Raw genomic sequence first — 26,125 nt, forward strand, 5'->3', positions numbered from 1 at the left:
AGCGCGCGTCGGGGAAAGACGCCGCGATGCGCACGCATCGCGGGGCCGGCGCATCATTCCACCGCCTTGACCATGTCTTCCAGCACTTTCTTGGCGTCGCCGAAGACCATCATCGTGCGGTCCATGTAGAAGAGCTCGTTGTCCAGGCCGGCGTAGCCCGAAGCCATCGAACGCTTGTTCACGATCACGGTGCGGGCCTTGTAGGCTTCCAGGATCGGCATGCCGGCAATCGGCGACTTGGGATCGTTCTTGGCCGCCGGGTTGACCACGTCGTTGGCGCCCAGCACCAGCACCACGTCGGTCTGGCCGAACTCGCTGTTGATGTCTTCCATCTCGAAGACCTGGTCGTAAGGCACTTCCGCCTCGGCCAGCAGCACGTTCATATGGCCCGGCATGCGGCCGGCGACCGGGTGGATCGCGTACTTGACCGTCACGCCGCGCTCGGTGAGCTTTTCGGCCAGTTCCTTGAGCGCGTGCTGGGCGCGCGCCACCGCCAGGCCGTAGCCCGGCACGATGGTGACGCTCTCGGCGTTGGTCATCAGGAAGGCCGCGTCGTCAGGGCTGCCCGACTTGACGCTGCGTTGCTGGCCGCCGCCCGCCGCCGCGGCCTCGCCGGCCTGGCCGCCGAAGCCGCCCAGGATCACGTTGAAGAACGAGCGGTTCATCGCCTTGCACATGATGTACGAGAGGATGGCGCCGGACGAACCCACCAGCGAGCCGGCGATGATCAGCATCGGGTTGTTGAGCGAGAAGCCGATGCCCGCCGCCGCCCAGCCCGAATAGCTGTTCAGCATCGACACCACCACCGGCATGTCGGCGCCGCCGATCGGGATGATGATCAGCACGCCCAGCACGAAGGCGATCAGCGTCATGATGATGAACGGAGTCCAGGCCTGCGTCAGCATGAACCACACGCCCATCGCCAGCATCAGCAGCGCCAGCGCCAGGTTCAGCATGTGCTGGCCGGCGAACACCACCGGCGCGCCCTGGAACAGCCGGAACTTGTACTTGCCCGACAGCTTGCCGAAGGCGATCACCGAGCCCGAGAAAGTAATGGCGCCGACGAAGGTGCCGATGAACAGTTCGAAGCGGTTGCCGGTGGGGATCAGCGTGCCGGCGGCGACGATGCCGAAGGCGTGCGGCTCGGCCACCACCGCGACCGCGATGGCGACCGCCGCCAGGCCGATCATGCTGTGCATGAATGCGACCAGCTCGGGCATCTTGGTCATTTCGACGCGCTTGGCCATCAGCGTGCCGATGGAGCCGCCGACCAAGAGGCCCAGCAGCACCCAGCCCAACCCGATGCCGGCGGTGCCGCTGCGCGCCAGGCCGACGATGAGCGCGCCGGTGGTCAGCACCGCGATCGCCATGCCGGCCATGCCGAAGGCATTGCCCAGGCGCGACGTTGTTGGATGCGACAGGCCCTTGAGCGCCTGGATGAAGCAGACCGACGCAATCAGGTAAAGCAGCGTGACGAGGTTCAGCGAGATCATTTCGCGTCCTCCTTGGCCGGCTTCTTCTCTTTCTTCTTGAACATCTCCAGCATGCGCCGCGTGACCAGGAAGCCGCCGAACACGTTGACCGCGGCCAGCGCCACGGCGAACACGCCCATGCCGCGCGCCAGTCCGCCTTCGGTCAGCGCCGCCGCCAGCATGGCGCCGACGATGATGATGGCCGAGATCGCGTTGGTCACCGCCATCAATGGCGTGTGCAGCGCGGGGGTGACGTTCCAGACCACGTGGTAGCCGACGTAGATGGCCAGCACGAAGATGATGAGATTCATCAGGGTGGGGTTGATCGCTTCCATGCTGTCAGCTCCTGCGCGTCACATTGCCGCCTTCGCACACCAGGCAGGCCGCCACGATTTCATCGTCGCGCTGGATCGCCAGCGCGCCGTCCGCATTGATGATGAGTTTCAGGAAGTCGAGGATGTTGCGGGCGTAGAGCGCCGACGCGTCCGTCGCGACCAGGCCGGGCAGGTTGGTCAGCCCCACCAGGGTCACGCCGTGCTTTTCGACCACCTTGCCTTTTTCGGACAGCGGGCAGTTGCCGCCGCGCTCGACCGCCAGGTCCACCAGCACCGAGCCGGGCTTCATGGCCGCGACCGTCTCGGCCGACACCAGCGTCGGCGCGGGCCGGCCCGGGATGAGCGCGGTGGTGATGACGATGTCGGCCTGCTTGCAGCGCTCCGACACCAGCGCCGCCTGCCGCGCCATCCAGGCCGGCGGCATGGGGCGGGCGTAACCGCCCACGCCCTGCGCGATCTCGCGTTCTTCGTCGGTCTCGAACGGCACGTCGATGAACTTGGCGCCGAGCGATTCGACCTGCTCGCGCGCGGCCGGCCGCACGTCGGAGGCCTCGACCACCGCGCCCAGGCGCTTGGCCGTGGCGATGGCCTGCAGGCCTGCGACGCCGGTGCCCAGCACCACCGCGCGCGCGGCCTTGAGGGTGCCGGCGGCGGTCATCATCATGGGGATCAGGCGGCCGTAGTGGTGGGCCGCCAGCAGCACGGCCTTGTAGCCGGCCAGGTTGGCCTGCGACGACAGCACGTCCAGGCTCTGCGCGCGGGTGATGCGGGGCGCGGCTTCCAGCGCGAAGCCGGTCAGGCCGGCCGCGGCCATCTGCGCGAGGCCCTCGGCGTCGAAGGGATCGAGCATGCCGATGACCACGGCGCCGGCCTTCATCTGCGGCAGTTCGACCGCGGAGGGCGCGCGAACCTTCATGACCAGCTCCGCCCCCAAGGCCTCCTGGGCGCTGCCGAGCGTGGCGCCGGCGGCCTCGTAGGCTTCATCCAGATAGCGCGCCGCGGTGCCCGCGCCACGCTCCACGACAACGGTGTGTTTGCCGCCCACGTACTTCTTGACGGTCTCCGGTGTTGCTGCGACACGGGTTTCCCCGTCTCGGGTTTCCCTTGGTATCCCGATGTGCATCGACGCTTCTCCTCAGAAGGTTCGCCGTAGTTATAACGGATATACGCCCCGGGGAGGAGTTTGCGCGCCGTCCAAAAGAAAAGCCCCATGGGGTTAACCATGGGGCTTTTGGGGCTCGCGCCCCGGTCATACCGGCCAGACTGACAACGGGCTGCTGGCCGGCACTGGCGCGCAGGCGTCCGGCGTCAGGCCGTCTGCGCGCGAGTCCAGTCGATCAGCGCGGCGGTGAGGTCGCGCAGGTCGGCCTTGAGGCGGCCATAATTGGCCGACGGACGCAGGCTGACCTCGTCCATGTAGAGCTTGCGGTTGATCTCGATCTGCAGGCTGTGGCGGCCTTCTTCGGGGCGGCCGAAGGCGCGCACCAGTTCGACGCCCTTGTAGGGATCGTTCACGGTCACGTTGTAGCCGCGCTCGCGCAGCCAGGCCGCGATGAATTCGCGGAAGGCCGGGTCGCTGGTGCTGCCGTCGCGGTCGCCCAGCACGAAGTCGGGGTGGACCAGGCCGGGACGGTCGGTGGCGTAGGCGCCGGCGACGCTGGGCATGGAGTGGCAGTTGATGTGCCAGACCTTGCCGAACTTCTGGTGGGCGCTGTCGAGCACCTGGCCGAGGGCGGCGTGGTACGGCTTCCAGCAGGCCTCGATGCGGTGCGTCACTTCCTCGACGCTCAGCTTGCGGTCGTACAGCGGCGTGCCGTCATCCAGCATGCGCCAGATCAGGCCCTTGCCCAGCTTGACCTTGGGCGAGGCGTTGACCGCGCCGGGCCAGGCCTGGTCCAGCAGCAGTTCGTCGATTTCGTCGGGGGCGCGATTGGCGTCGATATAGGCGCGCGGAAAGCTCGCGGCGATCATGGGCACGCCCATGTCGATGGCGTCGCCCCACAGATCGTCAACCCAGGTGTCCTCGGCCGTGCGCAAGGCGCCAAAATCGACCGCGGGCGCGAAGTCGGGCGGGTAGGTGGTGCCGCTGTGCGGGGAGTCCAGCACCAGCGGGGCCGAGGGCGCCGAGTTCGGATATTGCTGCGGGAGGTCGAGCCGATAGGACAGGGGTTGGGTAATTCGCATATGGGGGTATTGCGTTCGTGAATCGGAGATCCCCGCGCGCCGCGCGGGCGCGGCGGGGATCGAAGATCGCTCAGTCGATCTTCACATTGGCTTCTTTGGCGATGCGCTTGTTCTTGGCGATCTCGGCCGAGATCTGCTTGGCAAACGCTTCCGGGCTGTTGGCGGCCGGTTCGGCGCCCAGCGCTTCCAGGCGCGACTTGACGTCGGCTTCGGCGCTGACCTTCTGCACGGCGGCGTTCAGCTTGGCCAGGATCGGGGCGGGCAGCTTGGCCGGGGCGACCAGGCCGAACCACGAGGCGTCGTTGACGGCGGGCAGGCCGACTTCGGCGAAGGTGGGCACGTTCGGCAGGCTGGCCACGCGCTTGGGCGCGGCGACAGCCATGGCGATCAGGCGGCCGGACTGCACGTGCGGCAGGGTGGACGGCAGGTTGTCATACATGACGTCGACCTGGCCGGCCAGCGCGTCGTTCAGCGCCGGGCCCACGCCACGATAGGGCACGTGCATCAGGTCGGTGCCCGAGGCCATCTTGAACAGTTCGCCCATCATGTGCGAGACCGAGCCGTTGCCGGCCGAGGCGTACGTCAGCTTGCCCGGCTGGCTCTTGGCCAGCTTGATGAACTCGGCCATGTCCTTGGCCTGCACCTTCGGGTTGATGGTCATGATGTTCGGCACGGCGGCCAGGTTCGAAACCGGCGTGAAGTCCTTCTCGCCATCGAACGGCAGGTTCGGGTAGATGGCCGGGTTGATGCCGTGCGTGCTGACGGTGGCGATGCCCAGTGTGTAGCCGTCCGGCGCGCTGCTGGCGACGAAGGCGCTGCCGATGGAACCGCCGGCGCCGCCGCGGTTTTCCACCACGACGGTCTGGTTCAGTTCCTTGCCGAGCTTGTCGGCGAACAGGCGGCCGACGATGTCGGTGGTGCCCCCGGGCGGGAACGGCACGATCAGGCGGATCGGCTTGCTCGGGTAGGCGTCCTCGGCATGGGCGATGCCCGAGGTCAGCGGCGTGGCCAGGGTCGCGGCGGCGACACACAGGCCCAGGACTACATTACGGCGTTGCATGAATTCCCCTATGAATTGGAACGCGGATGCGCAAAAGGCAGACGCAAACAGCAAGATTCTTTCGTGCAACCCTGGTTTGCACAAACGAAAGTTTCTCCTTAAGCTATGACTTTTTTTCATGCCTCTCTTTCGGTGGAGTTTCTTTTTGTAACTTCGTCTGCCGGAAACCCCGGTGCCGAGGCGCTATCCCATGAGACGGTTCTGTCCTTCCCTCACCGACCTGCAGGCTTTCGAAGTCGCCGCCAGGCATAGCAGCTTCACCCGCGCCGCCCAGGAACTGTGCGTCACGCAGGGCGCAGTGAGTAAGCAAGTGAAACACCTGGAGGAGTTCGTTGGCGTCGAACTATTCCTGCGCATCAGGCAAGGCCTGGTCCTGACCGAGGCCGGCCGCAGCTATCTGACCAAGGTGCAGGCCGGGTTGGGGCAGATCGAAGCCGCCACCGTCGAGCTGATCGCGCACCAGGGGCAGGGCGGCACGCTCAACCTGACCTGTATGCCGACCTTCGGCGCGCGCTGGCTGATTCCGCGTCTCACGGCTTTCATGCGGCTGCGGCCCGACATCCACGTGGAATTCCTGCCGCATCGCCAGGGCTATGACTTTTCCTCGCCCGAACTGGACGCCGCCGTCCGTTTCGGCGAAGGCATCTGGCCGGGCAGCGGCGCCGACTACATCGTCGGCCGCGAGATCCTGCCGGTCTGCAGCCCGCGCCTGATTCCGGGCGGCTGTAGCACGCCGGCGGACCTGCTGGCCTACCCCCTGCTGCATCACACCTCGGCCCTGGAAGGCTGGCGCGACTGGTTCGAGCAGGCCGGCTGCGACAGCCGGCGCAGTCTGGAAGGAGCGCGCTTCGACCAGTATGCGCTGCTGTCGCAGGCGGCAGCCGCCGGTTTCGGCGTGGCGCTGATCCCGCGCTGCCTGATCGAGGACGAACTGCGCGACGGCAAGCTGGCGGTGGCGATGCAGCTACCGATCCGCGCGCGCATGGGCTATTACCTGTGCTACCCGGACCAGAAGGCCAACCTGCCGACGCTGCAGGCGTTCCGGACCTGGCTGATGGAGGTCTCGCGGGCGGCCGAGCCGCAGCCGCAGGACGCGGCCAGCCCACAGTAAAATGGCATCATCATGAGTCAAACATCCACCAAGAAGGGCCGCGTTGTCGTCGGCATGTCCGGCGGGGTCGATTCTTCGGTCACCGCCTGGCTGCTCAAGCAGCAAGGCTACGAGGTCGTCGGCCTGTTCATGAAGAACTGGGAAGACGACGACGATTCCGAATACTGCTCCACCCGCCAGGATCTGCTGGACGCGGCCAGCGTGGCCGACCTCGTCGGCGTGGAATTCGAATACGTCAATTTCGCCGCCGAATACAAGGACCGCGTGTTCGCGGAATTCCTGCGCGAATACTCGGCCGGCCGCACGCCCAACCCGGACGTGCTGTGCAATGCCGAGATCAAGTTCAAGGCCTTCCTCGACCACGCCATGGCGCTGGGCGCCGAACACATCGCCACCGGCCATTACGCCCGCGTGCGCGAAGTGGCGGCCGAGGGCGGCGGATCGCGCTTCGAGCTGCTCAAGGCGCTGGACGGGTCCAAGGACCAGAGCTATTTCCTGCACCGGCTGAACCAGGCGCAACTGTCGCGCACCCTGTTCCCTCTGGGTGAGATCCACAAGACCGAAGTGCGCCGCATCGCGCACGAGATCGGCCTGCACAACGCGGCCAAGAAGGACTCCACCGGCATCTGCTTCATCGGCGAGCGGCCGTTCCGCGAGTTCCTCAACCGCTACCTGCCGACCGAGCCGGGCCCGATCCTGACGCCCGAGGGGCAGAAGGTCGGACGCCACGAGGGCCTGTCGTTCTACACGCTGGGCCAGCGCAAGGGCCTGGGCGTGGGCGGCGTGAAGGGCCGTCAGCGCGAGGACGGCACGGCCGAGGCCTGGTACGTGGCGCGCAAGGATCTGGAACGCAACGTGCTCTACGTGGTGCAGGGGCACGACCATCCCTGGTTGCTGTCCGGCTCGCTGCGGGCGCAGGACGTCAGTTGGGTGGCCGGGCAGGCGCCCGCCGCCGGGGAATACGGCGCCAAGACGCGGTACCGCCAGGCCGATGCGGCTTGCCGGCTGGGTGATGCGACCGCCGCAGGCTTCACGCTCGACTTCGTCGAGCCGCAATGGGCGGTCACGCCCGGGCAATCCGCGGTGCTTTACGATGGCGATATCTGCCTGGGCGGCGGCATCATCGTCTAGGCAACCCGGCCCGCCACGGGCCGCCGCCATACCGATAGCAGTTCCAGCCAGGCCCCGCGGGCGTCGCGTCCGCGGGGCCTGGCTCATGAAAAACGGCGCACGCCGACAACGAGGAGAGGGATGTGGATGTAACGATGGTGATTTGCCTGCTGGCGCTGGGCGCGGTGGCGGGTTTCGCGGCGGGCTTGCTGGGCATCGGCGGCGGCATGCTGCTGGTGCCGTTCCTGACGATGCTGTTCGCCTGGAAGGGCATGCCGGCCGACCTGGTGGTGCACGCCGCCATCGCCACCTCGATGACCTCGATCCTGTTCACCTCGATCTCCAGCGTGCGCGCGCACCAGCAGAAGGGCACCATCAAGTGGCCGATCGTCTGGGCCATGGCGCCGGGCATCATCCTGGGCGGCCTGCTGTCGGGCGGCGCGGTGTTCGCGGCGCTCAGCACCCTGTGGCTCTCGCTGTTCTTCGCGCTGTTCGTGGGCTATTCCGGCTGGAACATGCTGCGCAACAAGAAGCCCAAGCCGAGCCGCCAGATGCCCGGCGTGATAGGCACCAGCGCGGCCGGCGCCGGCATCGGCTTCCTGTCGGGGCTGGTGGGGGCGGGCGGCGGCTTCCTGTCGGTGCCGTTCATGGTCTGGTGCAACGTGGCGCTGCACAACGCGGTTTCGACCTCGGCGGCGCTGGGCTTTCCCATCGCGCTGGCCAACAGCATCGGCTACGTCGTGTCGGGCCTGAACGAGGGCGCGACCCGACCCGGCATGCTGGGTTACATCTACTGGCCGGCCCTGCTGGTGCTGGTGTGCATCAGCGTCCTGACGGCGCCGCTGGGCGCGCGCATGGCGCACCGCCTGCCGGTGCAGACGCTGAAGCGGGTGTTCGCCTGCCTGCTGTTTGCGCTGGCGGCCTACATGCTGTTCAAGGCCGGCCAGGCATTCTCGGCCTGAGCCGGACGTGAAACCGGCCGCGCGAGGCGGCCGGAGCGTTGCGGGTGGGCGCCGGAGGCGCGTCAGGCCGTCTTGGGGATGGTGTCCACGAACGACTGGCGCTGCGACAGCTTGTCGTACAGGCGCGCCAGGTTGGGGTGGTTGGCGCGCCAGTCGAGTTCGGCGAAGCGCAGGTCCAGGTAGCCCAGGGCACAGCCCACGGCGATGTCGGCCAGGCTGTAGTTGATGCCCATGCAGTGGGCGTTGTCGCCCAGGCTCTTGTCCATGGCGTCCAGGCTGGCGCGGATCTTGCCGTACTGGCGTTCGATCCATTCGGGGCTGCGCTGCGCCTCGGGGCGCTGCTTTTCCTTGACGATGGTGACGCACGCATCCAGCAGGCCATCGGCGATGGCTTCCCAGCACTTGACGGCCGCGCGATCGCGGCCCGGCTGCGGAATCAGGCGGGCGACGGGGGACAAGGTGTCCAGGTATTCGACGATGACGCGCGAATCGAACAGGGCGCCGCCATCTTCCATGACCAGGCAGGGCACCTTGCCCAGGGGGTTGTACGTTTGGATCTGCGTGTCGGCGGACCAGACGTTTTCGAGTTCGAGCCGGTAATCCAGCTTTTTCTCGGCCATGACGATACGCACCTTGCGCACGTATGGACTGGTAAGCGAGCCGATCAGTTTCATGGATTCACAAGCGGAGTCGGAAAGCGGCCGAAGTATAGCAGGCCGCATGACGGCCAAACCGTCCGCGGGACGGAATCCCGTCCAGTTTGCCACAATGTTGCGCGGCCCTGAATGATAAAATCGCCGGGTTTTCCCATCCGCCGCTTTTTCTTTCCCAGACCATGCAAATCGCCGACCAGCTTAGCCAACTTAACGCCCTTTCGCCACTGGATGGCCGATACGCCTCCCGCGGCGACGCGCTGCGCGGGCTGCTCTCCGAGGCCGGCTTCATGGCCCACCGCGTCGAAGTCGAGGTGGCCTGGCTGGTGGCCCTGTCCGATGCCGGCCTGCCCGAACTGCCCGCCTTCTCCCAGGAAGCCCGCGCCCGCCTGCAGCAACTGGTGCGCGACTTCTCCGAGGCCGACGCCGCCCGCATCAAGGACATCGAACGCGTCACCAACCACGACGTCAAGGCGGTTGAATACTGGCTCAAGGAAAAGGTCGCCGACCACGCCGAGCTGGCCACCGCGGCCGAATTCATCCATTTCGCCTGCACCTCCGAGGACATCAACAACACCTCGCACGCGTTGATGCTGTCGCGCGCCCGCAGCGAAGTGGTGCTGCCGCGCCTGCGTGAAATCGCCGCCAAGCTCAACGACATGGCCGTGGCCCAGGCCAACCAGCCGATGCTGTCGCGCACCCATGGCCAGCCGGCCAGCCCGACCACGCTGGGCAAGGAATTCGCCAACGTCGCGGCGCGCCTGAACCGCGCCATCGCCGCGGTCGAAGCGGTCGAGCCGCTGGCCAAGCTCAACGGCGCCACCGGCAACTACAACGCCCACCTGTCGGCGTACCCTGAAATCGACTGGCCCGCCTTCAGCCAGCGCGTGCTCGCCGGCCTGGGACTGACCCAGAACCGCCACACCATCCAGATCGAACCGCACGACTGGATGTCGGCGCTGTTCGACGCCATCGTGCGCGCCAACATCATCGTGCTCGACCTGGACCGCGACATCTGGGGCTACGTTGCCCTGGGCTACTTCAAGCAGCGCCTGAAGGAAGGCGAGGTCGGTTCGTCGACCATGCCGCACAAGGTCAACCCGATCGACTTCGAAAACTCCGAAGGCAACCTGGGCCTGGCCAACGCCGTGCTGCGCCACCTGTCCGACAAGCTGCCGATCTCCCGCTGGCAGCGCGACCTGACCGACTCCACCGTGCTGCGCAACCTGGGCGTGGGCCTGGGCTACTGCCTGGTGGCGTGGGACGCCTGCATGCGCGGCCTGGGCAAGCTCGAAGTCAACGCCGCCGCGATCGACGCCGACATCGACGCCTGCTGGGAAGTGCTGGCCGAGCCGGTGCAGACTGTCATGCGCCGCTATGGCCTGCCGCAGCCGTACGAACAGCTCAAGGCCTTGACGCGCGGCAAGGGCATCACCGAGGAAGCCCTGCGAGAATTCATCCAGGCCCTGGCCCTGCCGGACGAACCCAAGGCGCGCCTGCTGGCGATGACCCCGCGTTCGTATATCGGCCTGGCCGCGGACCTGGCCCGGGCGGTATAGTCGCCTTGCCGCGCGCCGGGCGCGCGGCATTCTTGTTGTACTTACGGGAGATTGCAATGAAGAAGTTGTCCACGCTCGCCGCGCTGGCCTGTATGACCGTCGGGTCGCTGCTGGCGACCTCGGCCCAGGCGCAGTTCGCCAAGCCCGAAGACGCCGTCAAGTACCGCCAGTCGGCGCTGACGCTGATGGCATCGCACTTCGGCCGCATGACGCCGGTGATCAAGGGCCAGGCGCCCTACGACGCGGCCCAGATCAAGGCCAACGTCGAAGTGCTCAAGACCCTGTCGGCGCTGCCGTGGACGGCTTTCGGCGCGGGCACGGAAGGCGGCGATGCCCGTCCGGAAATCTGGAGCGACGCGGCCGGCTTCAAGCAGAAGCAGCAGGCGTTCCAGGACAACATCGTCAAGCTGTCGGCCGCCGCCGACGCCGGCGACCTGGACAAGCTGCGCGCCGCCTTCGGCGACGTGGGCGCGAGCTGCAAGGCCTGTCACGACGCCTACCGCAAGAAGAAGTAAGCCGGCCGCGCCCTCCGTGGCGCATCCGTCGCATGCGAAAAGCCCCTCGAACGAGGGGCTTTTCTTTTGGCGCGCGGTTTGGTTGTCGGGCCCTGCGCGAGCCGGACAGCTACGAGAACGACATGTCCGCGGCGATCTCCAGCGAGCGAATCCACAGCACCAGGCCGGTGACACAGGCGCCCAGGATCAGGGCGCGCAGCCAGATCGCGAACCCGTCCTGGGTCGGCGGGGTGCCGGCCGGGACGTCTTTCGGGTCGACATTGCCGGTGATGATGGCGCGCACCAGCCGCTTGCGCCGCACCAGCGCGTACCAGGCCACGGCCAGCAAGTGCAGGGCGACCAGGCCGATGATGACCCATTCGTTGAGCTTGTGCCACGAGGTCAGCAGGCTGGCGGTGGATTCGCTGACGTGACCGAACAGTGGGCCCTGGGTCATGATGTCGTCGGTAGTGAACAGGCCGCTCACGGCCTGGAAACCGATCACCAGCAGCAGCGCCAGCACCGACAGCGCACCCAGCGGATTGTGGCCGGCGGGCGCGGCCGCGCCCTTGAGGTAGCTGGCCACCGCGCGCGGGCCGCGCACGAACTGCGCGAAGCGCGCATAGCGCGGGCCGACAAAGCCCCACAGCAGGCGGAAGATGATCAGGCCCAGCGCGACGCAGCCGAAGCGCACATGCCAATCCATGTACAGACCGCCCAGCTTGACGCTGACGAAGGCGCCGACGATACAGACGACGAGCGCCCAGTGGAAGAGGCGGGTGGGAAGGTCCCAGATGCGGATGGCAAGCCGGTTGTTTTGCATGATGGTCGGGCGATGACTGCGTTGCCTGCGACTTTATCACGCACAAATGAAGCCGCCGCGGCATGACCGCGGCGGGTTTGCGCTAGCTCAGCGAGCGGCGCGACGCACCGGTTCGATGCGGTGCACGTGCTCGTGACGGAAGCGGATGCGCTGGCCGGGCGCCTTTTGCGCGACTGCCCCGCACGGCACCACTTCGGTGGTGTACGTGGTCGTGCCGTCGATCGGCGCGTTGAAGATCACGGCGGCGCGAATGGCGGGGCCGTGGGCCGGTTGCAGATAAACGATGTCGCCGATGTGGATCGGCATGTTGTCCAGCTTGGTATGGGCCGGGCGTCGGATCAGGTCCGAGGTCGTGAAACGAGTATTCATGGTGTTGTTCTCTTTCAAGTTCTTGTTATGGGATTGCCGTGCATTGCATGCCGCGAGGACCGGGCGCGGGCGTTGTCGCGTCGCGTCCTGTTCGCGTGCCGAGTCATGCATGACACTAACGCATCTCCGTTGCCGGCGTTTTGCGCATTCTCATGGTTTGCGTTGCGCGTCACGCCAGTGGCGGAGGTACTGACCGCGGGCATGCGCCTGCGGCTTGTTGCCGGGCCGCGTCGGTCAATGACGGACGGCGTTCCTGGCGGGCGGTGGCGTTGGGTCGCCGCCGCGAATGGGTTACTGCGGGGTTACTGCGGGTTGCCGCGGGTTTACCGCGCCGATAGGGCCGCGGATAAGGGTTTTCGATCAGGCCGAAACGATCAGGCCGAAATGATCAGAAAACTGCAATGTTTGTCGTAAGACGAAAACCTGGGCGGGATGATCTTGCCATTCATCATGATGGCATCAATCGAGTCTGCGTTGTTAGGGTTATCTGTCGCAGAACGGATAAAACCGGACCCAGGGAAGGATTTCTTGCAAGCGCCCGGCAAGCGGGCCAAATGCCAAATGCGTGGCAAAGCGAACAACCGAAAATCAGGCCAATATCGGGCCAGTCAGTTGGGCAACGATAACGATGCCAATCGGGCAGCTCTATATGAGCCAAATATATGAGCCGCTTCCCGTACTTTTTCCAGCACTTTTCGGCTCAATCAATCATTCTATATCTAGTTCCGTGATTTTGCAAGGGTTTTTGGATGGAGCAGGCATGTCGCACCGAGAGGGAGCGCGGGCGAGGGGGCGTCGACTCGCCTGCGATTCCCTGTCAGTGGCTGGTGGGGCCCGCCGCCTGTCGCTGGGCTTCGATGATCAGGCCTTCCAGCCGCGGCGACATCCGCAACGCGACCTGGGCGGCGGTCGAACCGTCCGGGCGCGTGTCGGTCTCCAGGGCCAGTTCGACGCGTTCGTCATCAAAGGCCTCGGGGGCGGCTTCGATCTCGACATAGCGCTCCAGCAGCGCGTCCACAGCCTTCTGGGCGTCGGCCAGCGCTTCCTGGCTCAGGCGGCCGGGGCGCAGGTACTGGTTGGCCACGCGCGCCAGGTCGCTCATGAAATACAGCAGCGCGGCGGCGCCGCGGCAGTCGGGCTGGGCAAAGCCCCAGGTGTCGGGGGAAACGTCTTGAGTCATTCCGTGGGATGGCTAGGAGGAAGGGCGGCCCTGGCGGGCCGGCAAACCGACATTCTAGGGGGTAACGACAGGCCCCGCCCGCCTGCCTGGGGCATACTGATGCCCCATGATCCGACGCGCCCATCCTGCCGACCTTGCTTTGCTGCCCGACATCGAGCGCTCCGCCGCCGAGCGCTTTCTCGGCACGCCCATGGCCTGGGCGGCCACGGGGGAAACCCTGCCAACAGCGACGCTGGCGCATGCGGCCGCAGCGGGATTGCTGTGGGTCGCGGCGGACGCCGGCGACCGGCCCGTGGGATTCGCGCTGGCGCAACCGATGGACGGCGACCTGTTTCTGTTGGAAATGTCGGTCTCCAGGCCTTGGCAGGGCCAAGGCCTGGGCGGCGGGCTGCTGCGCGCGGTGGTCGCGCGGGCGGCGGGGGAGTACGACTCGGTCGTCCTGACGACGGACCGGGAATTGCCCTGGAATGGCCCGTTCTACCGGCGGCACGGTTTTGTCGAAGTGCCCGCGGCGCAATTGACGCCGACATTGCGCGCGCGGCTGCGGGAAGAGGCGGCCGCGGGATTCGATCCTGCCCGCCGCTGCGCGATGCGTTTGGCGTTGCTCGATTGAGCGCGCCGGGCCGCCTGTGTCATATCGCTTCGATGGCAACAAAATCCGCCCGCCGGCGGCAGGCGGCGGATGCTTCGGGATAATCTGGCCGGGGGCACCGGCCGCGTGGCGGGCCGATAGCCGCGCGGCAACGGACTACGCAAGGAGCAAGGGCATGGCAATGCTGCGGATCTGCCTGGCTACCCTGGCGGCGGCCATGGCGCTGGCGCTGACGGCTTGCGGCAATCGCGAGCCGCAGGAGCGGGCCGCCTTCATCGGTCTGCTGCAGCAACGTATCGCCGCTGGCGCGCTGGCGCCGATCGGCGCGCTGAGCGAGGCCGAGTCGGACGCCATCGGCCGCTATCGCGATGCCTATGCGGTCATCACCGACTTCCAGGACGCCCTGGCCAAGACCGCGACGTCGCTGGGCCCGGTGCTGGCGGCCGAGCGCATTCAATCGGTCGACGACATCGTGCGGCGGCGCCAGGCGCTGAGCGACGCACGCGTGACGCTTGCCGACAGCGCTCGCGGCTTGCAGGCTGCCCGGGCCCGCGCCGACACGGCGCGCGGCGGCATGGAGCTGGCGCCGGATCTCGCGTCGGTCTACGACGGCGTGTACGACGAGGCGGTCACGGCCCCCGCGGCCGAGTTGCTTGACGCCGCGGGCAGGATGGACACGGTGGCGCGCGAGGCGCTGGGAGTGGCCGACTTCGTTGCCACCCATGCCGGCGACATCACGCTCGCGGACGGGCAGGCCAAGGTCGCCACGCCATCGCTGCAGCAGGAGCTGAATCGGCGGTTGCAGGGCCTGAATGCGCAATCCGGGGCGCTGGAACAGGCCCGCGCCGTGGTGGCGCGGCAGGCCCCTGGGCACCGGCCTCTCGACAGGCCGCCGGCAGGCCCTTAGTACAATGCGGGTCTCGCGGCGCATGCCGCGCCTTGGACGGAACATGAGCCAATCCTCAAGCTTGCATTACCGGACTTTCCTGCTCCTGCTGGTGGTGGTCTCCATCGCGTTCGGCTGGTTGCTGTGGCCGTTCTACGGCGCGGTGTTCTGGGGCGCCATCCTGGCCATCCTGTTCGCGCCGCTGCAACGGCGGCTGGTGCCGCGCATCGGCGGAAGGCGCAACCTGGCGGCCCTGATCACGCTGGTGCTGGTGCTGCTGCTGGTGATCCTGCCGCTGGTGGTCATCAGCGGTTCGCTGGTGAGCGAGGGCGCGAACCTCTACCAGAGCATCAAGTCGGGGCAGATCAACTTCGGCGCCTACTTCCAGCAGGCCATGGAGGCGTTGCCGCCTTCGGTACACGACATTCTGGCGCGGTTCGACCTGGCTGATATCCCCAGCCTGCAAGAAAAGCTCAGCGCGGGCGCGATGCAGGCCAGTCAGTTCCTGGCCACGCAGGCCCTGAGCATCGGCCAGGACACGTTCCAGTTCGTGATCAGCTTCGGCATCATGCTGTACCTGTTGTTCTTTCTGCTGCGCGACGGGCCGCAACTGGCCCAGCGCGTCAAGCGCGCGGTGCCGCTCAGCGACACGCACAAGCATCACCTGTTCCGCAAGTTCACCACAGTGGTGCGCGCCACGGTCAAGGGCAATATCGCGGTGGCGGCGTCGCAGGGCGCTTTGGGCGGCATCATTTTCTCCATCCTGGGCATCCAGGGGGCGCTGCTGTGGGGCGTCATCATGGGCTTTCTGTCGCTGTTGCCGGCGGTGGGCGCGGGGCTGATCTGGGCGCCGGTGGCGATCTATTTCCTGCTGACGGGCGCGACCATCAAGGGCGTGGTGTTGATCGCGTTCGGCGTGCTGGTGATCGGCATGGTCGACAACGTGCTGCGTCCGATCCTGGTGGGCAAGGACACCAAGATGCCCGACTACGTCGTGCTGATCTCGACACTGGGCGGCATGGCGCTGTTCGGCCTGAACGGCTTCGTCATCGGGCCGCTGATCGCCGCGTTGTTCATGGCCTCCTGGGACCTGTTCTCGCCTCCCGCCGAGGCCGTCGTCGAGCCGGTCGAACCGACGCCCCCGCCCTTGCCCGAGAAGGCGGATTGAAGGCATTGCAGCCGGTCAAGCCGCCGTCAGCGCAGCCGGTGTAAGGTTGTGATGGCGCCGGTCTTCGCGGCCGGCGTCACGCGCCAACGCCGCTGCCGGCCGCACGCCGGCAGCGCGCCTTTCCTTCTCTTACCAGGAGCACGTCGGATATGGACTGGAAACTGCACAAGTCGGGCTGGATCGAAGAACGCAACTTCGACATCGAACTGGCCGAAACCCCCGAGGGCTACCACGCCCGCGTCCGCGTCTTCGGCTTTCCCGTGCTGGAAGACACCAAGAACGTGTTCCCGAATGAGGCGCTGGCGGAAAAGGGCGCGCTGACCCTGCTCAAGAGCCAGTTCGCCGGCACGCCGGACCTGGAAGAAAAGCCGTAACCTTCGTGCCCGAGGCTGTCGGCGCGACGCGCACGAGCGGCCTCGGGAGCGCCCGCCCCACGCCGTTCAGCGCAGTGGCAGGCGGCGCCCGCCGACGATCAGGTCGCGATCCTGGCGTGGTTCGGTGCGCACCTGGCCTTGCGCTAGCGCATTGACGATGTCCACGTCCGGACCGTGTTCGGACTTGCGGTTGCTCTTGGAGGACACGAGGCCCCACGTGTCGTCGCCCAGCCTTTGATAGGTGAGGAACGCTTCGTAGCCCCCCGCGCTGGCATCCGCACGCGGCGGTATGTACAGCACCAGGTCGTCGTTGCCGAGGCCGGTGATGTCCGCGTGGATCAGCCAGCAGCGCGCGCCGCCCAAGGCCGGATTGTCGGCCGCGGCCTGTTCCGCTCGCACGCACCTGTCTGCCTCATAGGGATTTTCCGCCGCGGCGTAGCGCCACCAGGCATCCGGCACCGGGCTGCCCGGCGGATACGCCTGCAGGTTGGCCGGCTTGGCTGGGGAACGTTCCCGGGATGTGACTCGCGGCCCCCAATCATGGTACTGACCCTTCAGGGCGTCGGCGGCCGCCGTTGCAATCCTGGGGGATTGCGCCTGGGCGGCGCCCTCGGCCAGTTTGCGCATGGCTTGCCGGCCGTATTCGCCCCGGTCGCGCGCGGCCGAGAGATAGCTGAATTCCTCCGGCGGAATGCGCCCGTCGATCAGGCGTTGCACCTGGCTGTGGACCTCGATTCGGTCGGGGCTCAGCAGCGGCGTGTTCGCCAGGGCCAGCATGATGAGCGCGCAGAACGCCGCGACGATGTTGGTGCCGCCCAGGATCGTGTGGAAGCGCCGCGCCGCCAATGCCGCCCAGGCATAGCCCAACGCGTACAGCGTCAGCAGGATCGCAGCGTAAAGGCCCCAGATGCGTGGAACGGTCCAGCCGTACTGCTCGATGCGCACCACCAGGCCGTACAACGCCACCAGTGCCAGCGGCAGCAGGCCGATCGTCGTCACACGCAGCACCGCGCGCAGGCGCGGGCCGAAGGGCGGGGCCTGCGGGCTGTCCTGCCAGGCGGAGTTGATGAGCTTGATCCACAGCGCGCTGAAGGCGATCAGCGCGCCGGCCGACAGGGCGCCCGCCTGCAGGTCCAGCGTCAGCCGGGCCGCCAGCGCCAGCACGAAGGCGATACCCACCAGCGCGACCAGCGGCAGCAGCCACGCGGTCAGCGTGAGCCACGAACGCTGCAGCGTGTCCGCCAGTTGCGGGCGGCGGTGCACGCCCACCAGGCAGACCGCCAGCACCAGCGGCATGACGCCAAGCAGGAAGCGGGTGGATTTGACGACCTGGCCGACCGCGGCGATGCCGATCATGCCGAACATGGCGCTGGCGGCCCAGAACAGCAGCCAGACCGCCAGGGTCAGGCCGCCTGCCAACGCCAGTTTGACGGTATTGCGCCACGCGGCGCGGAACACGGCGGGATAGTCCCAGCCGGGTCGGGATGGATCGAGCGCCTGGATCAGCGGCAGCAGCATGAAGCCGCTGGCGGCGGTGATCAGCGTCGCCAGCGACCGGGGGCCGCTGTCGGTGTAGGCGGCGGGCTGCCAGCCCTGCAGCGTCACCAGCCCGTAGGCATTCAGCGCCGGCAGGGCCACGCCGTAGGCCGCCAGCGCCAGCAGCCAGCGCCTGCCCGAACGCATGCCCGCCAGCATGGCGCCGGCCAGTGGCACCAGCCAGATCCATTGGATCGCGAAGAGGGTGGCGAACGGGTTGTGCCATGGCCACGCGCGGTTCAACAGCGCCGCATGCAGCGTCAGGGCCAGCAGTGCGCCGAGCGCGCCATGGATCAGGATGGTTTTCTCGGGCGCCGACAGGCGCGATGGGGTTGCCATGGGGCTAGAAGTCCTCGCTGCGCCAGACCTTCAGCACGCGGCCGAAGACCTCGAAATCCATGCCTTCGGTGATGTCCCAGGCATCGTACTTGGTGTTCTCGGATTTGGCCCGGACCACGAGGCCGGCGGCGGTGGGGATGCGCTGCAGCCGCTTGATGAAGCCTTCGCTGCCGACGCGAAAGAAGTAGATGGCGTCGTATTCGACGGCCTGCACGCCACGGTCGACGATCAGGGGATCGCCGGGATTGAACATGGGGCGCATGGAGTCGCCGAACCCGGTGACGATGCACAGGTTCTTCGAGGCGGAAAAGCCGCGCACGTTCTTCTGCAGCCATTCCGGGCTGACGTTCCAGCTCTGGATGACGCCAGGTTGGTCGCGCAGCTCCAGGCCGTTGCCCATGGCGCCGCCGGTGTCGAACTGCGCGATGAGGACGTTGCCGTGGTCGGGCCGGCCCAGCCGCGCGGGGTGAAAGGAGGCAAGCCGGCCCGTGGGCTCGTCGGCCACGACATCGGGCGAGAGTTCGCGCCACAGATCGGGGTGCGGCAGGTCCATCCAGTGGGCGGGCTGGCCCAGGCCGGCGGCCAGCCTGGCGGCCAGCGCGTCGCCGACCCGGCGCGGGTTTTTGTCGCGCCTGCCCTGGAACCCTTGAAGGATCTGGTCGAGGTATTTGCGACTGACGCCAGCGCGTTCGGCCAGGCGGTCGACGCCCCCGGCCTCGTGCACGGCGTATTTGAGGTTGTTCAGTCGTATCGAGCGGATGTCCATGGTAGCGATAGTAGCAATCCGCTACCCGAAAGTACAGTAGCGATTCGCTGTTGATTTTTTGGTAGCGACTCGCTACCATGACTTTCATCCCGGAGATAGTCGGGCCGACCGCAAGTCTTCGATCAAGCGGCTTGCGGCTTGTGCGGATACGACGGGGCTGGCCGCCACGTCCGTGGCGATGGGGGTGGGTGACCGGCATGTGGCCCATTCATCGCTACCAAGGTAGCGATTTTCACCCGCCAGCCTTTCCGGGGACATGACGAACGGCAAGCTTGCATCAAGGAAAAAAAAGCATGGATAAGCGTCTTGGCGGGGAGGCATCCCGATGAAATATGCAACCGAAGTGCTGGACCTCATGGCGGCGGCGCCGGGGCGTCCGTGGCGCATGGCCGAACTGGTGCGCGGCGCGTCCGGCGCGCGCGAGCTGACGCGGCGCGAACGCAACGCAATGCGACAGGCGATCCTGCGCGTGCTCGAAGCCCTGCACGAGGGCGGCCAGGTGGCCCGCATCGAGCATGCGCGCAACTCGCTGACCTACGTCTGGGGCGAAGTGCGACGCGAGGGGGATTGCCTGCACGCCTGATGCGGCGGCAGAATGCATCCATGTCGTCGCGCTTCCCGCCGACGATCCGTCCAGGCGCCGATGCGCTGGAATGCTGGAGAATCAGGCCCGCTTACCGCGGGCCTTTTTTATGAGAGGGTACGTTCGTGTGAACGCGCCGTCAGTTATCGGCGCAACGCAGTGCGACATGCCGGGATTGCTTCGGCGGCAGACGGTGCGCGACAATTCGTTCATGGCGTTGCGGTTCATATCGACGCCCCTTGCAGGCAGCAACAAGTGCGCGGCGAGTACACCGAAAACACCGCAGGCAACAAGCGGATCGCGACAATCGAGCAGTAGCAAGTAGCAAGTAGCAAGTAGCAAGTAGCAAGTAGCAAGCAAACAGCAAACAAACCAGGCCCGCCTACAGCGGGCCTTATTTATGAGAGGGTACGTGTGCCCGGCCAACGCGCCGGAAGGCGGATGAATCGCCGGATGCGCGTCCCTCATGTTCTTCGCAGTTCTCCGATACAGGCTCGCCACTGGCGGGCCTTTTTCATTTGCGCGCCCCGCGTTCTCTTCGAGAGCGCGGGGCGTTTTGTTAGGCGCCGCCCGCAAGGCGGCGCCCAGCGGCCTGCCGCCTCGCCGTTCCTTCCATGACCGGGCCTTTCTCCCGCCCGCGGTGACCTGGAATGGCTCGAGGCGGCAGCCCGGTGGGCGACAGCCGGAATCCGCCGCAACCCGGCCGCACGCATCACGCAACGCGGCACCGCGCCGATGGCGCAGCAAAGTCGGCGTTCCGCCTCCAGGCCTCTGGATTCCCCCCAAACCCGCCCTCGGGCATCTCAACACGACAAAGGAGCGACGCATGGCGAACAGTTCGGCCACCGGCGGCTACCTGGCGCCGATCGCCATTTCTCCGCCCCTGGAGGATGCCGAGCTCGAGGCGCTGTTCCAAGGGTTCATCGCCGGCGTGGCTGGCCTGCCCCTTGACCTGGTTCGTACGCGCTGGCCTGCCGCCGGCGTGGAACCGCCCGCGCAGACCGAGACCTGGTGCCTGATGGACATCCGGTCGCAAACCGCGGACGCCGGTCCGGTCGTCACCCACGACCCGGCCGGGGAAGGATCTGATTCATACGTTCGGCACGAACACATCGAGGTGCTTTGCTCGATGTTCGGGCCGCGCGCGCTGCGCCACGCGGCGCTGCTGCGCGACGGCGCCGCCGTGCCGCAGAACCGCGAGCCCTTGCTGGCGCAAGGCATGGCGGTGAGCGGCGCGGGGCCGATCGTGGCCATGCACGAACTGGTGAATCAGCAGTGGATACGGCAGTTCGACATGACCCTGCGTTTTGCGCGCCGGGTCGCGCGCAGCTATCCGGTCCTGAATCTCCTGTCGGCGCAAGTCACGACGCATACCGCGTCGCTGTCCCCGACGGACAACATCAACCACCTTGCAGATTAAGGGATTTACCATGGCTAATGGATTGCCGGTATCACGCCTGATCAACGTCACGATCAACATGTCGCCGCTCGCGGCGCAGGGCGCGAGCCTGAACACCGCGCTGCTGCTGGGCTCGTCCGCGGTCATCGACACCGGCGAGCGCATGCGCTCCTATGGCGGCATCGACGCCGTCGCCGCCGACTTCGGCACCAACGCGCCCGAATATCGCGCGGCCCTGCTGTACTTCCAGCAGACGCCCCAGCCCTCGCAGTTGTACATCGGCCGCTGGGCCAAGGGCGCGACCTCGGCCACGCTGCGCGGCGCCGTGCTGTCGGCCGCCGAGAAGCAGATGTCGGCCTGGACCGCGGTGACCGCGGGCGCCTTCACGCTGACCGTCGACGGCACCGCCAAGACGGTCAACGGCCTGGATTTCTCCGGCGCCACCAACCTGAACGGGGTCGCGTCGATCATCTCGACGGCACTGGCGTCGGCCTCGGTGTTGTGGAACGGCTCGCAGTTCGTCGTGACCTCTAACACCTCCGGCGCGACCTCGACGCTGGGCTACGCCACGGCCGCGGGCGCCGGCACCGACATCTCGTCGATGCTGGGCCTGACCGCGGGCAAGGCCTCGGCGCCCGTCGCCGGCATCGTCGCCGAAACCCCGGTGGACGCCGTGTCGCTGTTCCTGGACCGCTTCGCCAACAAGTTCCTGGGCCTGGCCTTCGCCGATGCCGACATCACCGACGCCCAGCACCTGGCCGTGGCCGGCCTGATCGAGGCCGACCAGCGCCACCTGTACGGCGTGTCGACCCAGGCGCCGCAGGTGCTGGACCCGACCCACCACGAGGACATCGCCAGCCAGTTGAAGGCGCTGAAGTACAAGTACTCGATCGTGCAGTTCTCCAGCGCCAGCCCGTACGCGGTGGCCTCGCTGCTGGGCCGCCTGCTGACGGTGAACTTCAACGCCAACAACACCACCATCACGCTGATGTACAAGCAGGAGCCCGGCATCGTCGCCGAGACCCTGAGCAGCAGCCAGGCCGACACGCTGGCAGCCAAGAACTGCAACGTGTTCGTCAACTACGACAACGACACGGCCATCATCCAGTACGGTGTGACGCCCAGCGGCATCTTCATCGACTCGGTCTACAACGCGATCTGGTTCCGCAACCGCGTCCAGACCGACGTCTACAACCTGCTGTACACCAGCCCGACCAAGGTGCCGCAGACCGACGCCGGCAACCAACTGATCGCCTCGGTGATCGAGGCCGCGTGCGAGGCCGCCGTCAACAACGGCTACCTGGCCCCGGGCGTGTGGAACTCGGCCGGCTTCGGCGCCCTCAAGCAGGGCGACACGCTGGCCAAGGGCTACTACGTCTACGCGCCGGCGATCGCCACCCAGTCGCAGGCCGACCGCGAAGCGCGCAAGGCCGTCCCGTTCCAGGTCGCCGCCAAGGAAGCCGGCGCCATCCATACCGTCGACGTTCTGGTCACGGTCAACCGCTAATCAGGAGTAGCAGATGTCTACCTATTCGTTCGCTGATATCAGCGCCAGTCTCGTGGGCCCGGGCGGGGCGATTTCGCTGGGCTCCGGCTCGGGCGTGGCCGATGAGGGCATCGCCATCGCCGCCAAGGCCGAGAAAAGCGCCATGACGGTGGGCGCCGATGGCGAGGTCATGCACACGCTGCGCGCCGACAAGAGCGGCACCGTGACGCTGAGCTACCTGAAGACCTCGCCCGTCAACGCCCAGCTGCAGGCCCTGTACGACGCCCAGTCGCTGGACAGCCGCCTGTGGGGCAAGAACCTGATCACCATCACCAACCCGGCCACGGGCGACGTGACGGCGTGCCGTTCGTGCGCCTTCAGCAAGAAGCCCGACCTGACCTACAAGAAGGACGGCGACGTGGTGAAGTGGACCTTCGACGCCGCGAAGATCGACACGATCCTGGGAACCTACTAAGCCATGTCGCAGGAACTTGATCTGAACGGCCACCGGTACTCCATCGGGAAACTGAGCGCCAAGCAACAGTTCCACGTGTCGCGCCGCATCGCTCCGATCGTTCCTACGCTGATCCCCGTGTTCGTCCGCCTCGCGGCGGGCGGGCGCGGGATCATCGAGGATCCGGGCGGCATGGCCGATGTCCTGCAACCGCTGGCCGACGGCCTGGCGGCGATGAAGGACGAGGACGCCGACTATGTGCTGGACACCTGCATGCAGGCGGTCCAGCGCCGGCAGGAGCATGGCTGGACCGGCATCTGGTCGGCAAGCCAGCGCGTGCCGATGTTCCAGGACATCGACCTGGCGGTGATGCTGCCGCTGGCGGTGCGCGTCATCGTGGCAAGCCTCGGGCCTTTTATTCAAGGGCTGCTTACGAGCCAGACCGGCAGCCCCGAGGCGACACAGGCTGGCTGAAGAGCCTGCCCGGTGGCGAGGACTGGTTGCTGGCGCCGGTCCTCGAGGGGCTCTGCAAGTACGAGTCCCTCAAGGACGGCACCCTGGACCTGGCCGACATCGCGCTGCTGAACGACGCGTTGTCGGTGCGGGCAGACAACAAGGCGGAAGCGTACCGCCGCCACATGGCAGAAAAAAATGGCTAATACAACCGTGCCCATCGACCCGTCGGGGTTGATCGGCATATTCAAGATCGACAAGGACGACCTGAAGGACCTCAAGCAGGCGATCGGCGATTCGCGCAAGCAGAGCCTGGCCGACGCGCTGGCGGTGTTCGCGGGGCGGGCCAAGAGCGTTGTCGACTTCGCCGAAAACAAGATTGCCCAGTTCGAGCAAGGCTATTTCGCCGCCAAGCTGGGCGGCACATCGGGCCGGGACATGCGGGCGCTGGAGGCGGTGGCGCAGGACTTCGGTGTCTCCGTCGAAGCAATGCGCAACAGTACCCAGGCGCTGCACCGCAACGTGCGCGACGATCCCAAGATCGCCGCGCTGCTGGAACAGCTGCACATCTCGTCGAGCGATGGCGCGGGCGCCCAGCGCAACAGCGCCGACCTGATGCTGGAGCTGAGCGACGCGCTCAAGCGCATGGATCCGGCGCAGGCCCGGGCGACGGGCCAGAGCCTGGGGCTGGAACCAGGCGTCATGGAAGCCCTGCGCGATCCCGAGTTCGGGCAGCGCCTGTCGATGCAGCGCGATGCCCAGGAAAACAGCACCGTCGAGGCGGCCGGTGAACGCGCCCATCAGTTGATGGGCACCATCCGTGAATTGAGCGGCTCCGTCAACGCGATGTTCGCGCAGGCGCTCCTGACGATGGGCCCGAAGCTGCAGGAGACGCTCGACGGCATTTCGGCCTGGTTCAAGGAGAACGGCCAGACGGCCGGCAAGCGGCTGGGCGAGGTCGGCAATTTCGTGCTGTCGATCATGTCGTTGCTGGGGCCGGTGATCAGCCTGATCACCTGGCTCGACGGGTTGACCGGGGGCTTGAGTTCGCAGCTCCTGGTGCTGGTCGGCGGCTTCCTGATGTTGGGCGGCGGTGGCGTGGTGGGGGCCTTGATGGGTCTGGTCTCGCGACTGGGCGGCATGCGCTCGATCATCGGCGGGCTGGGCACGCAACTGGCCGCGCTGCCTGGCCGGATCAGCGGCTTTGTGAGCCGTGCCTGGACGGCGACCAGCAATTTCGTGGGCGGCGTGTTCGGCAGAATGACCTCGATGGGACGGACGGCCGTCACCCAGATGGGCAACATGGCCAGCGCGGTCTGGTCCTGGATGGGCAATATGGCCGCGCGCGGCGGCGCGCTCGTGGTCGACAGCGTCAAGGCGGCCGGCGCCACCGCGTTGCAATGGGGGCAGTCACTGTGGGCCTCCGCCAGTTCGTGGATCGGCCGCATCGTCGACGGCGCCAAGAGCCTGGCCCGCGGCGTGGCGATATCGCCGGTGGCGGCGGGAGTGGGGCTGGGCCTGTATCCCAGCACGCTCGGGGACGGCACGCTGAAGTCGCTGCAAGGCGACAGGGGTGTGGGTCTCGGGCAGCAGGAGCCGCGTGTCGACGGGGCCGCAGGCATCTGGCAACCGCCTCCCATGGACGGTGCCCGGATCGAGCCGTGGCGGGATTACCACTCCGGTTTCGCGCTTGGCGAAGCGGGTGGCGCCGCGCTGGCGCCGCCGGCCGCCGCCGCGCCGGTGTCGGTCAATGCCACCACCACCATCTACGTCAATGGGTCGGCCGATCCTGGCGCGACCGGAGCGGCCGTGGCCAATCAACAGAGCCGGGTCAATGCCGACCTGACGCGCAACCTGCAGGGTTCCTATGACTGACACGAATTTCACGGGCACCGACATGGTGGGCCTGCTGTCGAAGAAGATCGGCGACATCGTGGTGCAGGCGACCATCACCGAGTCGCACGACGATACGCTCAAGATCACCAGCCATCCGGTGGAGTCGGGCCCCTATGGCCGCTCGGCGATCAGCGACCATGCCTTCAAGCTGCCGCTGTCGCTGACCATGAAGTGCGCCTGGAGCAATGCCTCGTACGAGGCGTTGCGCGGCGCCCGGGCCAGGGACGTGGCCAATGGCAAGGCGGCCGCCGACGACTACGCCACCGCGATCTATTCGCAACTGCTCAATCTGCAGGAGTCGCGCGAGCCGGTGGATGTGATCACCAGCCGGCGCCGCTACAGCAGCATGCTGATCGAGAAGATCGCGGTCGAGAACAGCCGGGAGACCTCCGGCGCCGTGTTCGCGACCGTGACGCTGCGCGAAGTGATCGTGGCGCAGACCCGCAGCACGTCGCTGCCGCCCTACGCACACCAGAAAGAGAAGGAAAAGACCGCGGACAGGCAGAACCTGGGCGTGAAAGCGTCCCGGCCCGCGGCCGCGCCCAACGGCGGTTCGCTGCATTGGAACTAGGAGATCCGCATGAACTACTTCGAGATACCTCTGTCGCCGATTCCGCAGGTGTTCGCCATCTCGCTGGGCGGTGACGACTACCGGCTGACGCTGCAGTATCGCGAGGGCTGGATATTGGACGTGGCCGATGACCTCGGCCAGCCGCTGGTGTCCGGCATTCCGCTGGTGACGGGCCTGAACCTGCTGGGGCAATACCGGCACCTGGGCTTTGCCGGGGGCCTGCGCGTGACCGGGGCGGAGTCGCCCGACGACGCGCCGACGGCCACCGACCTGGGCCGTGGCGCCAAGCTCTACTGGGTGGCGGACTGAC

The 26,125-nt window shown here is 67.0% G+C and carries 29 protein-coding genes; 18 read left to right on the forward strand and 11 right to left on the reverse strand.

All coding sequences use genetic code 11. From position 1 onward, the window contains the following. Positions 1-53 precede the first annotated feature (53 nt). From ACUDCK_RS08060 to ACUDCK_RS08080, 5 genes are all read right to left on the reverse strand, one after another. On the reverse strand, positions 54-1,493 hold the full coding sequence (locus ACUDCK_RS08060) for an NAD(P)(+) transhydrogenase (Re/Si-specific) subunit beta (RefSeq protein ID WP_054501340.1): 1,440 nt from the start codon (positions 1,491-1,493) through the stop codon (positions 54-56). Then, on the reverse strand, positions 1,490-1,807 hold the full coding sequence (locus tag ACUDCK_RS08065) for an NAD(P) transhydrogenase subunit alpha (RefSeq protein ID WP_049072509.1): 318 nt from the start codon (positions 1,805-1,807) through the stop codon (positions 1,490-1,492). Before ACUDCK_RS08065 ends, ACUDCK_RS08060 begins: the two co-directional genes overlap by 4 nt. Positions 1,808-1,811: 4 nt before the next feature. After that, a complete protein-coding gene (locus ACUDCK_RS08070; protein ID WP_054501339.1) occupies positions 1,812-2,930 on the reverse strand; it encodes a Re/Si-specific NAD(P)(+) transhydrogenase subunit alpha in 1,119 nt (372 codons plus the stop codon). A 185-nt stretch (positions 2,931-3,115) separates the two neighbouring features. Continuing rightward, entirely contained in the window at positions 3,116-3,991 is an 876-nt protein-coding gene (locus ACUDCK_RS08075) for an N-formylglutamate amidohydrolase (RefSeq protein WP_047992307.1), read from the reverse strand. A gap of 70 nt (positions 3,992-4,061) precedes the next feature. Beyond that, positions 4,062-5,051, reverse strand: coding sequence for a Bug family tripartite tricarboxylate transporter substrate binding protein (locus tag ACUDCK_RS08080; protein ID WP_024068252.1), 990 nt, complete (start codon positions 5,049-5,051; stop codon positions 4,062-4,064). A 190-nt stretch (positions 5,052-5,241) separates the two neighbouring features. Here ACUDCK_RS08080 and gcvA point away from each other — a divergent pair, with 190 nt between their 5' ends. The 3 genes from gcvA to ACUDCK_RS08095 all read left to right on the forward strand — a co-directional run bounded on the left by gcvA (position 5,242) and on the right by ACUDCK_RS08095 (position 8,234). Next, positions 5,242-6,162, forward strand: a complete 921-nt coding sequence (gene gcvA / locus ACUDCK_RS08085) for a transcriptional regulator GcvA (protein WP_064524172.1) — start codon at positions 5,242-5,244, stop codon at positions 6,160-6,162. Between the two features lie 12 nt (positions 6,163-6,174). Beyond that, a complete protein-coding gene (mnmA, locus tag ACUDCK_RS08090) occupies positions 6,175-7,293 on the forward strand; it encodes a tRNA 2-thiouridine(34) synthase MnmA (RefSeq protein WP_054501336.1) in 1,119 nt (372 codons plus the stop codon). A gap of 122 nt (positions 7,294-7,415) precedes the next feature. After that, a complete protein-coding gene (locus ACUDCK_RS08095; RefSeq protein WP_175168303.1) occupies positions 7,416-8,234 on the forward strand; it encodes a sulfite exporter TauE/SafE family protein in 819 nt (272 codons plus the stop codon). Between the two features lie 62 nt (positions 8,235-8,296). Here ACUDCK_RS08095 and ACUDCK_RS08100 read toward each other — a convergent pair whose 3' ends face one another. Beyond that, positions 8,297-8,908 (reverse strand): glutathione S-transferase, encoded by a 612-nt coding sequence (locus ACUDCK_RS08100; RefSeq protein WP_054501334.1) that lies wholly within the window; start codon positions 8,906-8,908, stop codon positions 8,297-8,299. Positions 8,909-9,069: 161 nt separating this feature from the next. Between ACUDCK_RS08100 and purB the strand changes: the two genes are divergently transcribed. After that, on the forward strand, positions 9,070-10,446 hold the full coding sequence (purB, locus tag ACUDCK_RS08105; protein ID WP_175142254.1) for an adenylosuccinate lyase: 1,377 nt from the start codon (positions 9,070-9,072) through the stop codon (positions 10,444-10,446). A 56-nt stretch (positions 10,447-10,502) separates the two neighbouring features. Then, positions 10,503-10,961, forward strand: coding sequence for a c-type cytochrome (locus ACUDCK_RS08110; RefSeq protein WP_006393799.1), 459 nt, complete (start codon positions 10,503-10,505; stop codon positions 10,959-10,961). Positions 10,962-11,070: 109 nt separating this feature from the next. Here ACUDCK_RS08110 and ACUDCK_RS08115 read toward each other — a convergent pair whose 3' ends face one another. From ACUDCK_RS08115 to ACUDCK_RS08125, 3 genes are all read right to left on the reverse strand, one after another. Continuing rightward, on the reverse strand, positions 11,071-11,763 hold the full coding sequence (locus tag ACUDCK_RS08115; protein WP_054501332.1) for a cytochrome b/b6 domain-containing protein: 693 nt from the start codon (positions 11,761-11,763) through the stop codon (positions 11,071-11,073). A gap of 87 nt (positions 11,764-11,850) precedes the next feature. Further along, a complete protein-coding gene (locus ACUDCK_RS08120) occupies positions 11,851-12,132 on the reverse strand; it encodes a hypothetical protein (protein ID WP_116791106.1) in 282 nt (93 codons plus the stop codon). Positions 12,133-12,949: 817 nt separating this feature from the next. After that, the gene (locus ACUDCK_RS08125) at positions 12,950-13,312 is read right to left on the reverse strand and encodes a hypothetical protein (RefSeq protein WP_054501331.1); all 363 of its coding nucleotides are present in this window, start codon (positions 13,310-13,312) and stop codon (positions 12,950-12,952) included. Positions 13,313-13,418: 106 nt separating this feature from the next. Here ACUDCK_RS08125 and ACUDCK_RS08130 point away from each other — a divergent pair, with 106 nt between their 5' ends. From ACUDCK_RS08130 to ACUDCK_RS08145, 4 genes are all read left to right on the forward strand, one after another. Further along, positions 13,419-13,925 (forward strand): GNAT family N-acetyltransferase, encoded by a 507-nt coding sequence (locus ACUDCK_RS08130; RefSeq protein WP_175168304.1) that lies wholly within the window; start codon positions 13,419-13,421, stop codon positions 13,923-13,925. A 154-nt stretch (positions 13,926-14,079) separates the two neighbouring features. Next, positions 14,080-14,811, forward strand: a complete 732-nt coding sequence (locus ACUDCK_RS08135; protein WP_054501329.1) for a DUF3053 family protein — start codon at positions 14,080-14,082, stop codon at positions 14,809-14,811. Positions 14,812-14,854: 43 nt separating this feature from the next. Then, positions 14,855-15,958, forward strand: coding sequence for an AI-2E family transporter (locus tag ACUDCK_RS08140; protein WP_175168305.1), 1,104 nt, complete (start codon positions 14,855-14,857; stop codon positions 15,956-15,958). Between the two features lie 149 nt (positions 15,959-16,107). Then, positions 16,108-16,332, forward strand: a complete 225-nt coding sequence (locus ACUDCK_RS08145; protein WP_054501327.1) for a hypothetical protein — start codon at positions 16,108-16,110, stop codon at positions 16,330-16,332. 66 nt (positions 16,333-16,398) lie between these two features. Here ACUDCK_RS08145 and ACUDCK_RS08150 read toward each other — a convergent pair whose 3' ends face one another. Both ACUDCK_RS08150 and ACUDCK_RS08155 read right to left on the reverse strand, forming a co-directional pair. Further along, entirely contained in the window at positions 16,399-18,207 is a 1,809-nt protein-coding gene (locus ACUDCK_RS08150; RefSeq protein ID WP_175168306.1) for a DUF4153 domain-containing protein, read from the reverse strand. Between the two features lie 4 nt (positions 18,208-18,211). Beyond that, the gene (locus ACUDCK_RS08155) at positions 18,212-18,973 is read right to left on the reverse strand and encodes a S24 family peptidase (protein WP_054501326.1); all 762 of its coding nucleotides are present in this window, start codon (positions 18,971-18,973) and stop codon (positions 18,212-18,214) included. A gap of 325 nt (positions 18,974-19,298) precedes the next feature. Between ACUDCK_RS08155 and ACUDCK_RS08160 the strand changes: the two genes are divergently transcribed. The 9 genes from ACUDCK_RS08160 (at position 19,299) to ACUDCK_RS08200 (ending at position 26,124) form a co-directional block, all read left to right on the forward strand. Further along, positions 19,299-19,556 (forward strand): hypothetical protein, encoded by a 258-nt coding sequence (locus ACUDCK_RS08160; protein ID WP_054501325.1) that lies wholly within the window; start codon positions 19,299-19,301, stop codon positions 19,554-19,556. A gap of 826 nt (positions 19,557-20,382) precedes the next feature. Then, positions 20,383-20,976 carry a phage neck terminator protein gene (locus ACUDCK_RS08165; protein WP_175168307.1) on the forward strand — a complete coding sequence of 198 codons (594 nt, stop codon included), beginning with the start codon at positions 20,383-20,385 and terminating at the stop codon, positions 20,974-20,976. A 10-nt stretch (positions 20,977-20,986) separates the two neighbouring features. Beyond that, positions 20,987-22,462 carry a DUF3383 domain-containing protein gene (locus tag ACUDCK_RS08170; protein ID WP_175168308.1) on the forward strand — a complete coding sequence of 492 codons (1,476 nt, stop codon included), beginning with the start codon at positions 20,987-20,989 and terminating at the stop codon, positions 22,460-22,462. Between the two features lie 13 nt (positions 22,463-22,475). After that, positions 22,476-22,916 (forward strand): phage protein, encoded by a 441-nt coding sequence (locus ACUDCK_RS08175; protein WP_026384175.1) that lies wholly within the window; start codon positions 22,476-22,478, stop codon positions 22,914-22,916. Between the two features lie 3 nt (positions 22,917-22,919). Beyond that, positions 22,920-23,369 (forward strand): phage tail assembly chaperone, encoded by a 450-nt coding sequence (locus tag ACUDCK_RS08180; protein ID WP_175168309.1) that lies wholly within the window; start codon positions 22,920-22,922, stop codon positions 23,367-23,369. Positions 23,370-23,395: 26 nt separating this feature from the next. Further along, positions 23,396-23,554 carry a DUF6889 family protein gene (locus tag ACUDCK_RS08185; protein ID WP_006393814.1) on the forward strand — a complete coding sequence of 53 codons (159 nt, stop codon included), beginning with the start codon at positions 23,396-23,398 and terminating at the stop codon, positions 23,552-23,554. Then, positions 23,547-25,223 carry a phage tail protein gene (locus ACUDCK_RS08190; RefSeq protein ID WP_175168310.1) on the forward strand — a complete coding sequence of 559 codons (1,677 nt, stop codon included), beginning with the start codon at positions 23,547-23,549 and terminating at the stop codon, positions 25,221-25,223. Before ACUDCK_RS08185 ends, ACUDCK_RS08190 begins: the two co-directional genes overlap by 8 nt. Continuing rightward, the gene (locus ACUDCK_RS08195; RefSeq protein ID WP_054501320.1) at positions 25,216-25,815 is read left to right on the forward strand and encodes a phage baseplate protein; all 600 of its coding nucleotides are present in this window, start codon (positions 25,216-25,218) and stop codon (positions 25,813-25,815) included. The genes ACUDCK_RS08190 and ACUDCK_RS08195 overlap by 8 nt, the downstream gene beginning before the upstream one ends. A gap of 9 nt (positions 25,816-25,824) precedes the next feature. Continuing rightward, positions 25,825-26,124 (forward strand): phage baseplate plug family protein, encoded by a 300-nt coding sequence (locus tag ACUDCK_RS08200; protein WP_054501319.1) that lies wholly within the window; start codon positions 25,825-25,827, stop codon positions 26,122-26,124. The last annotated feature ends 1 nt before the right edge of the window (position 26,125 follow it).

Source organism: Achromobacter sp. CF-sbj1-Ac2-l (assembly GCF_052698165.1).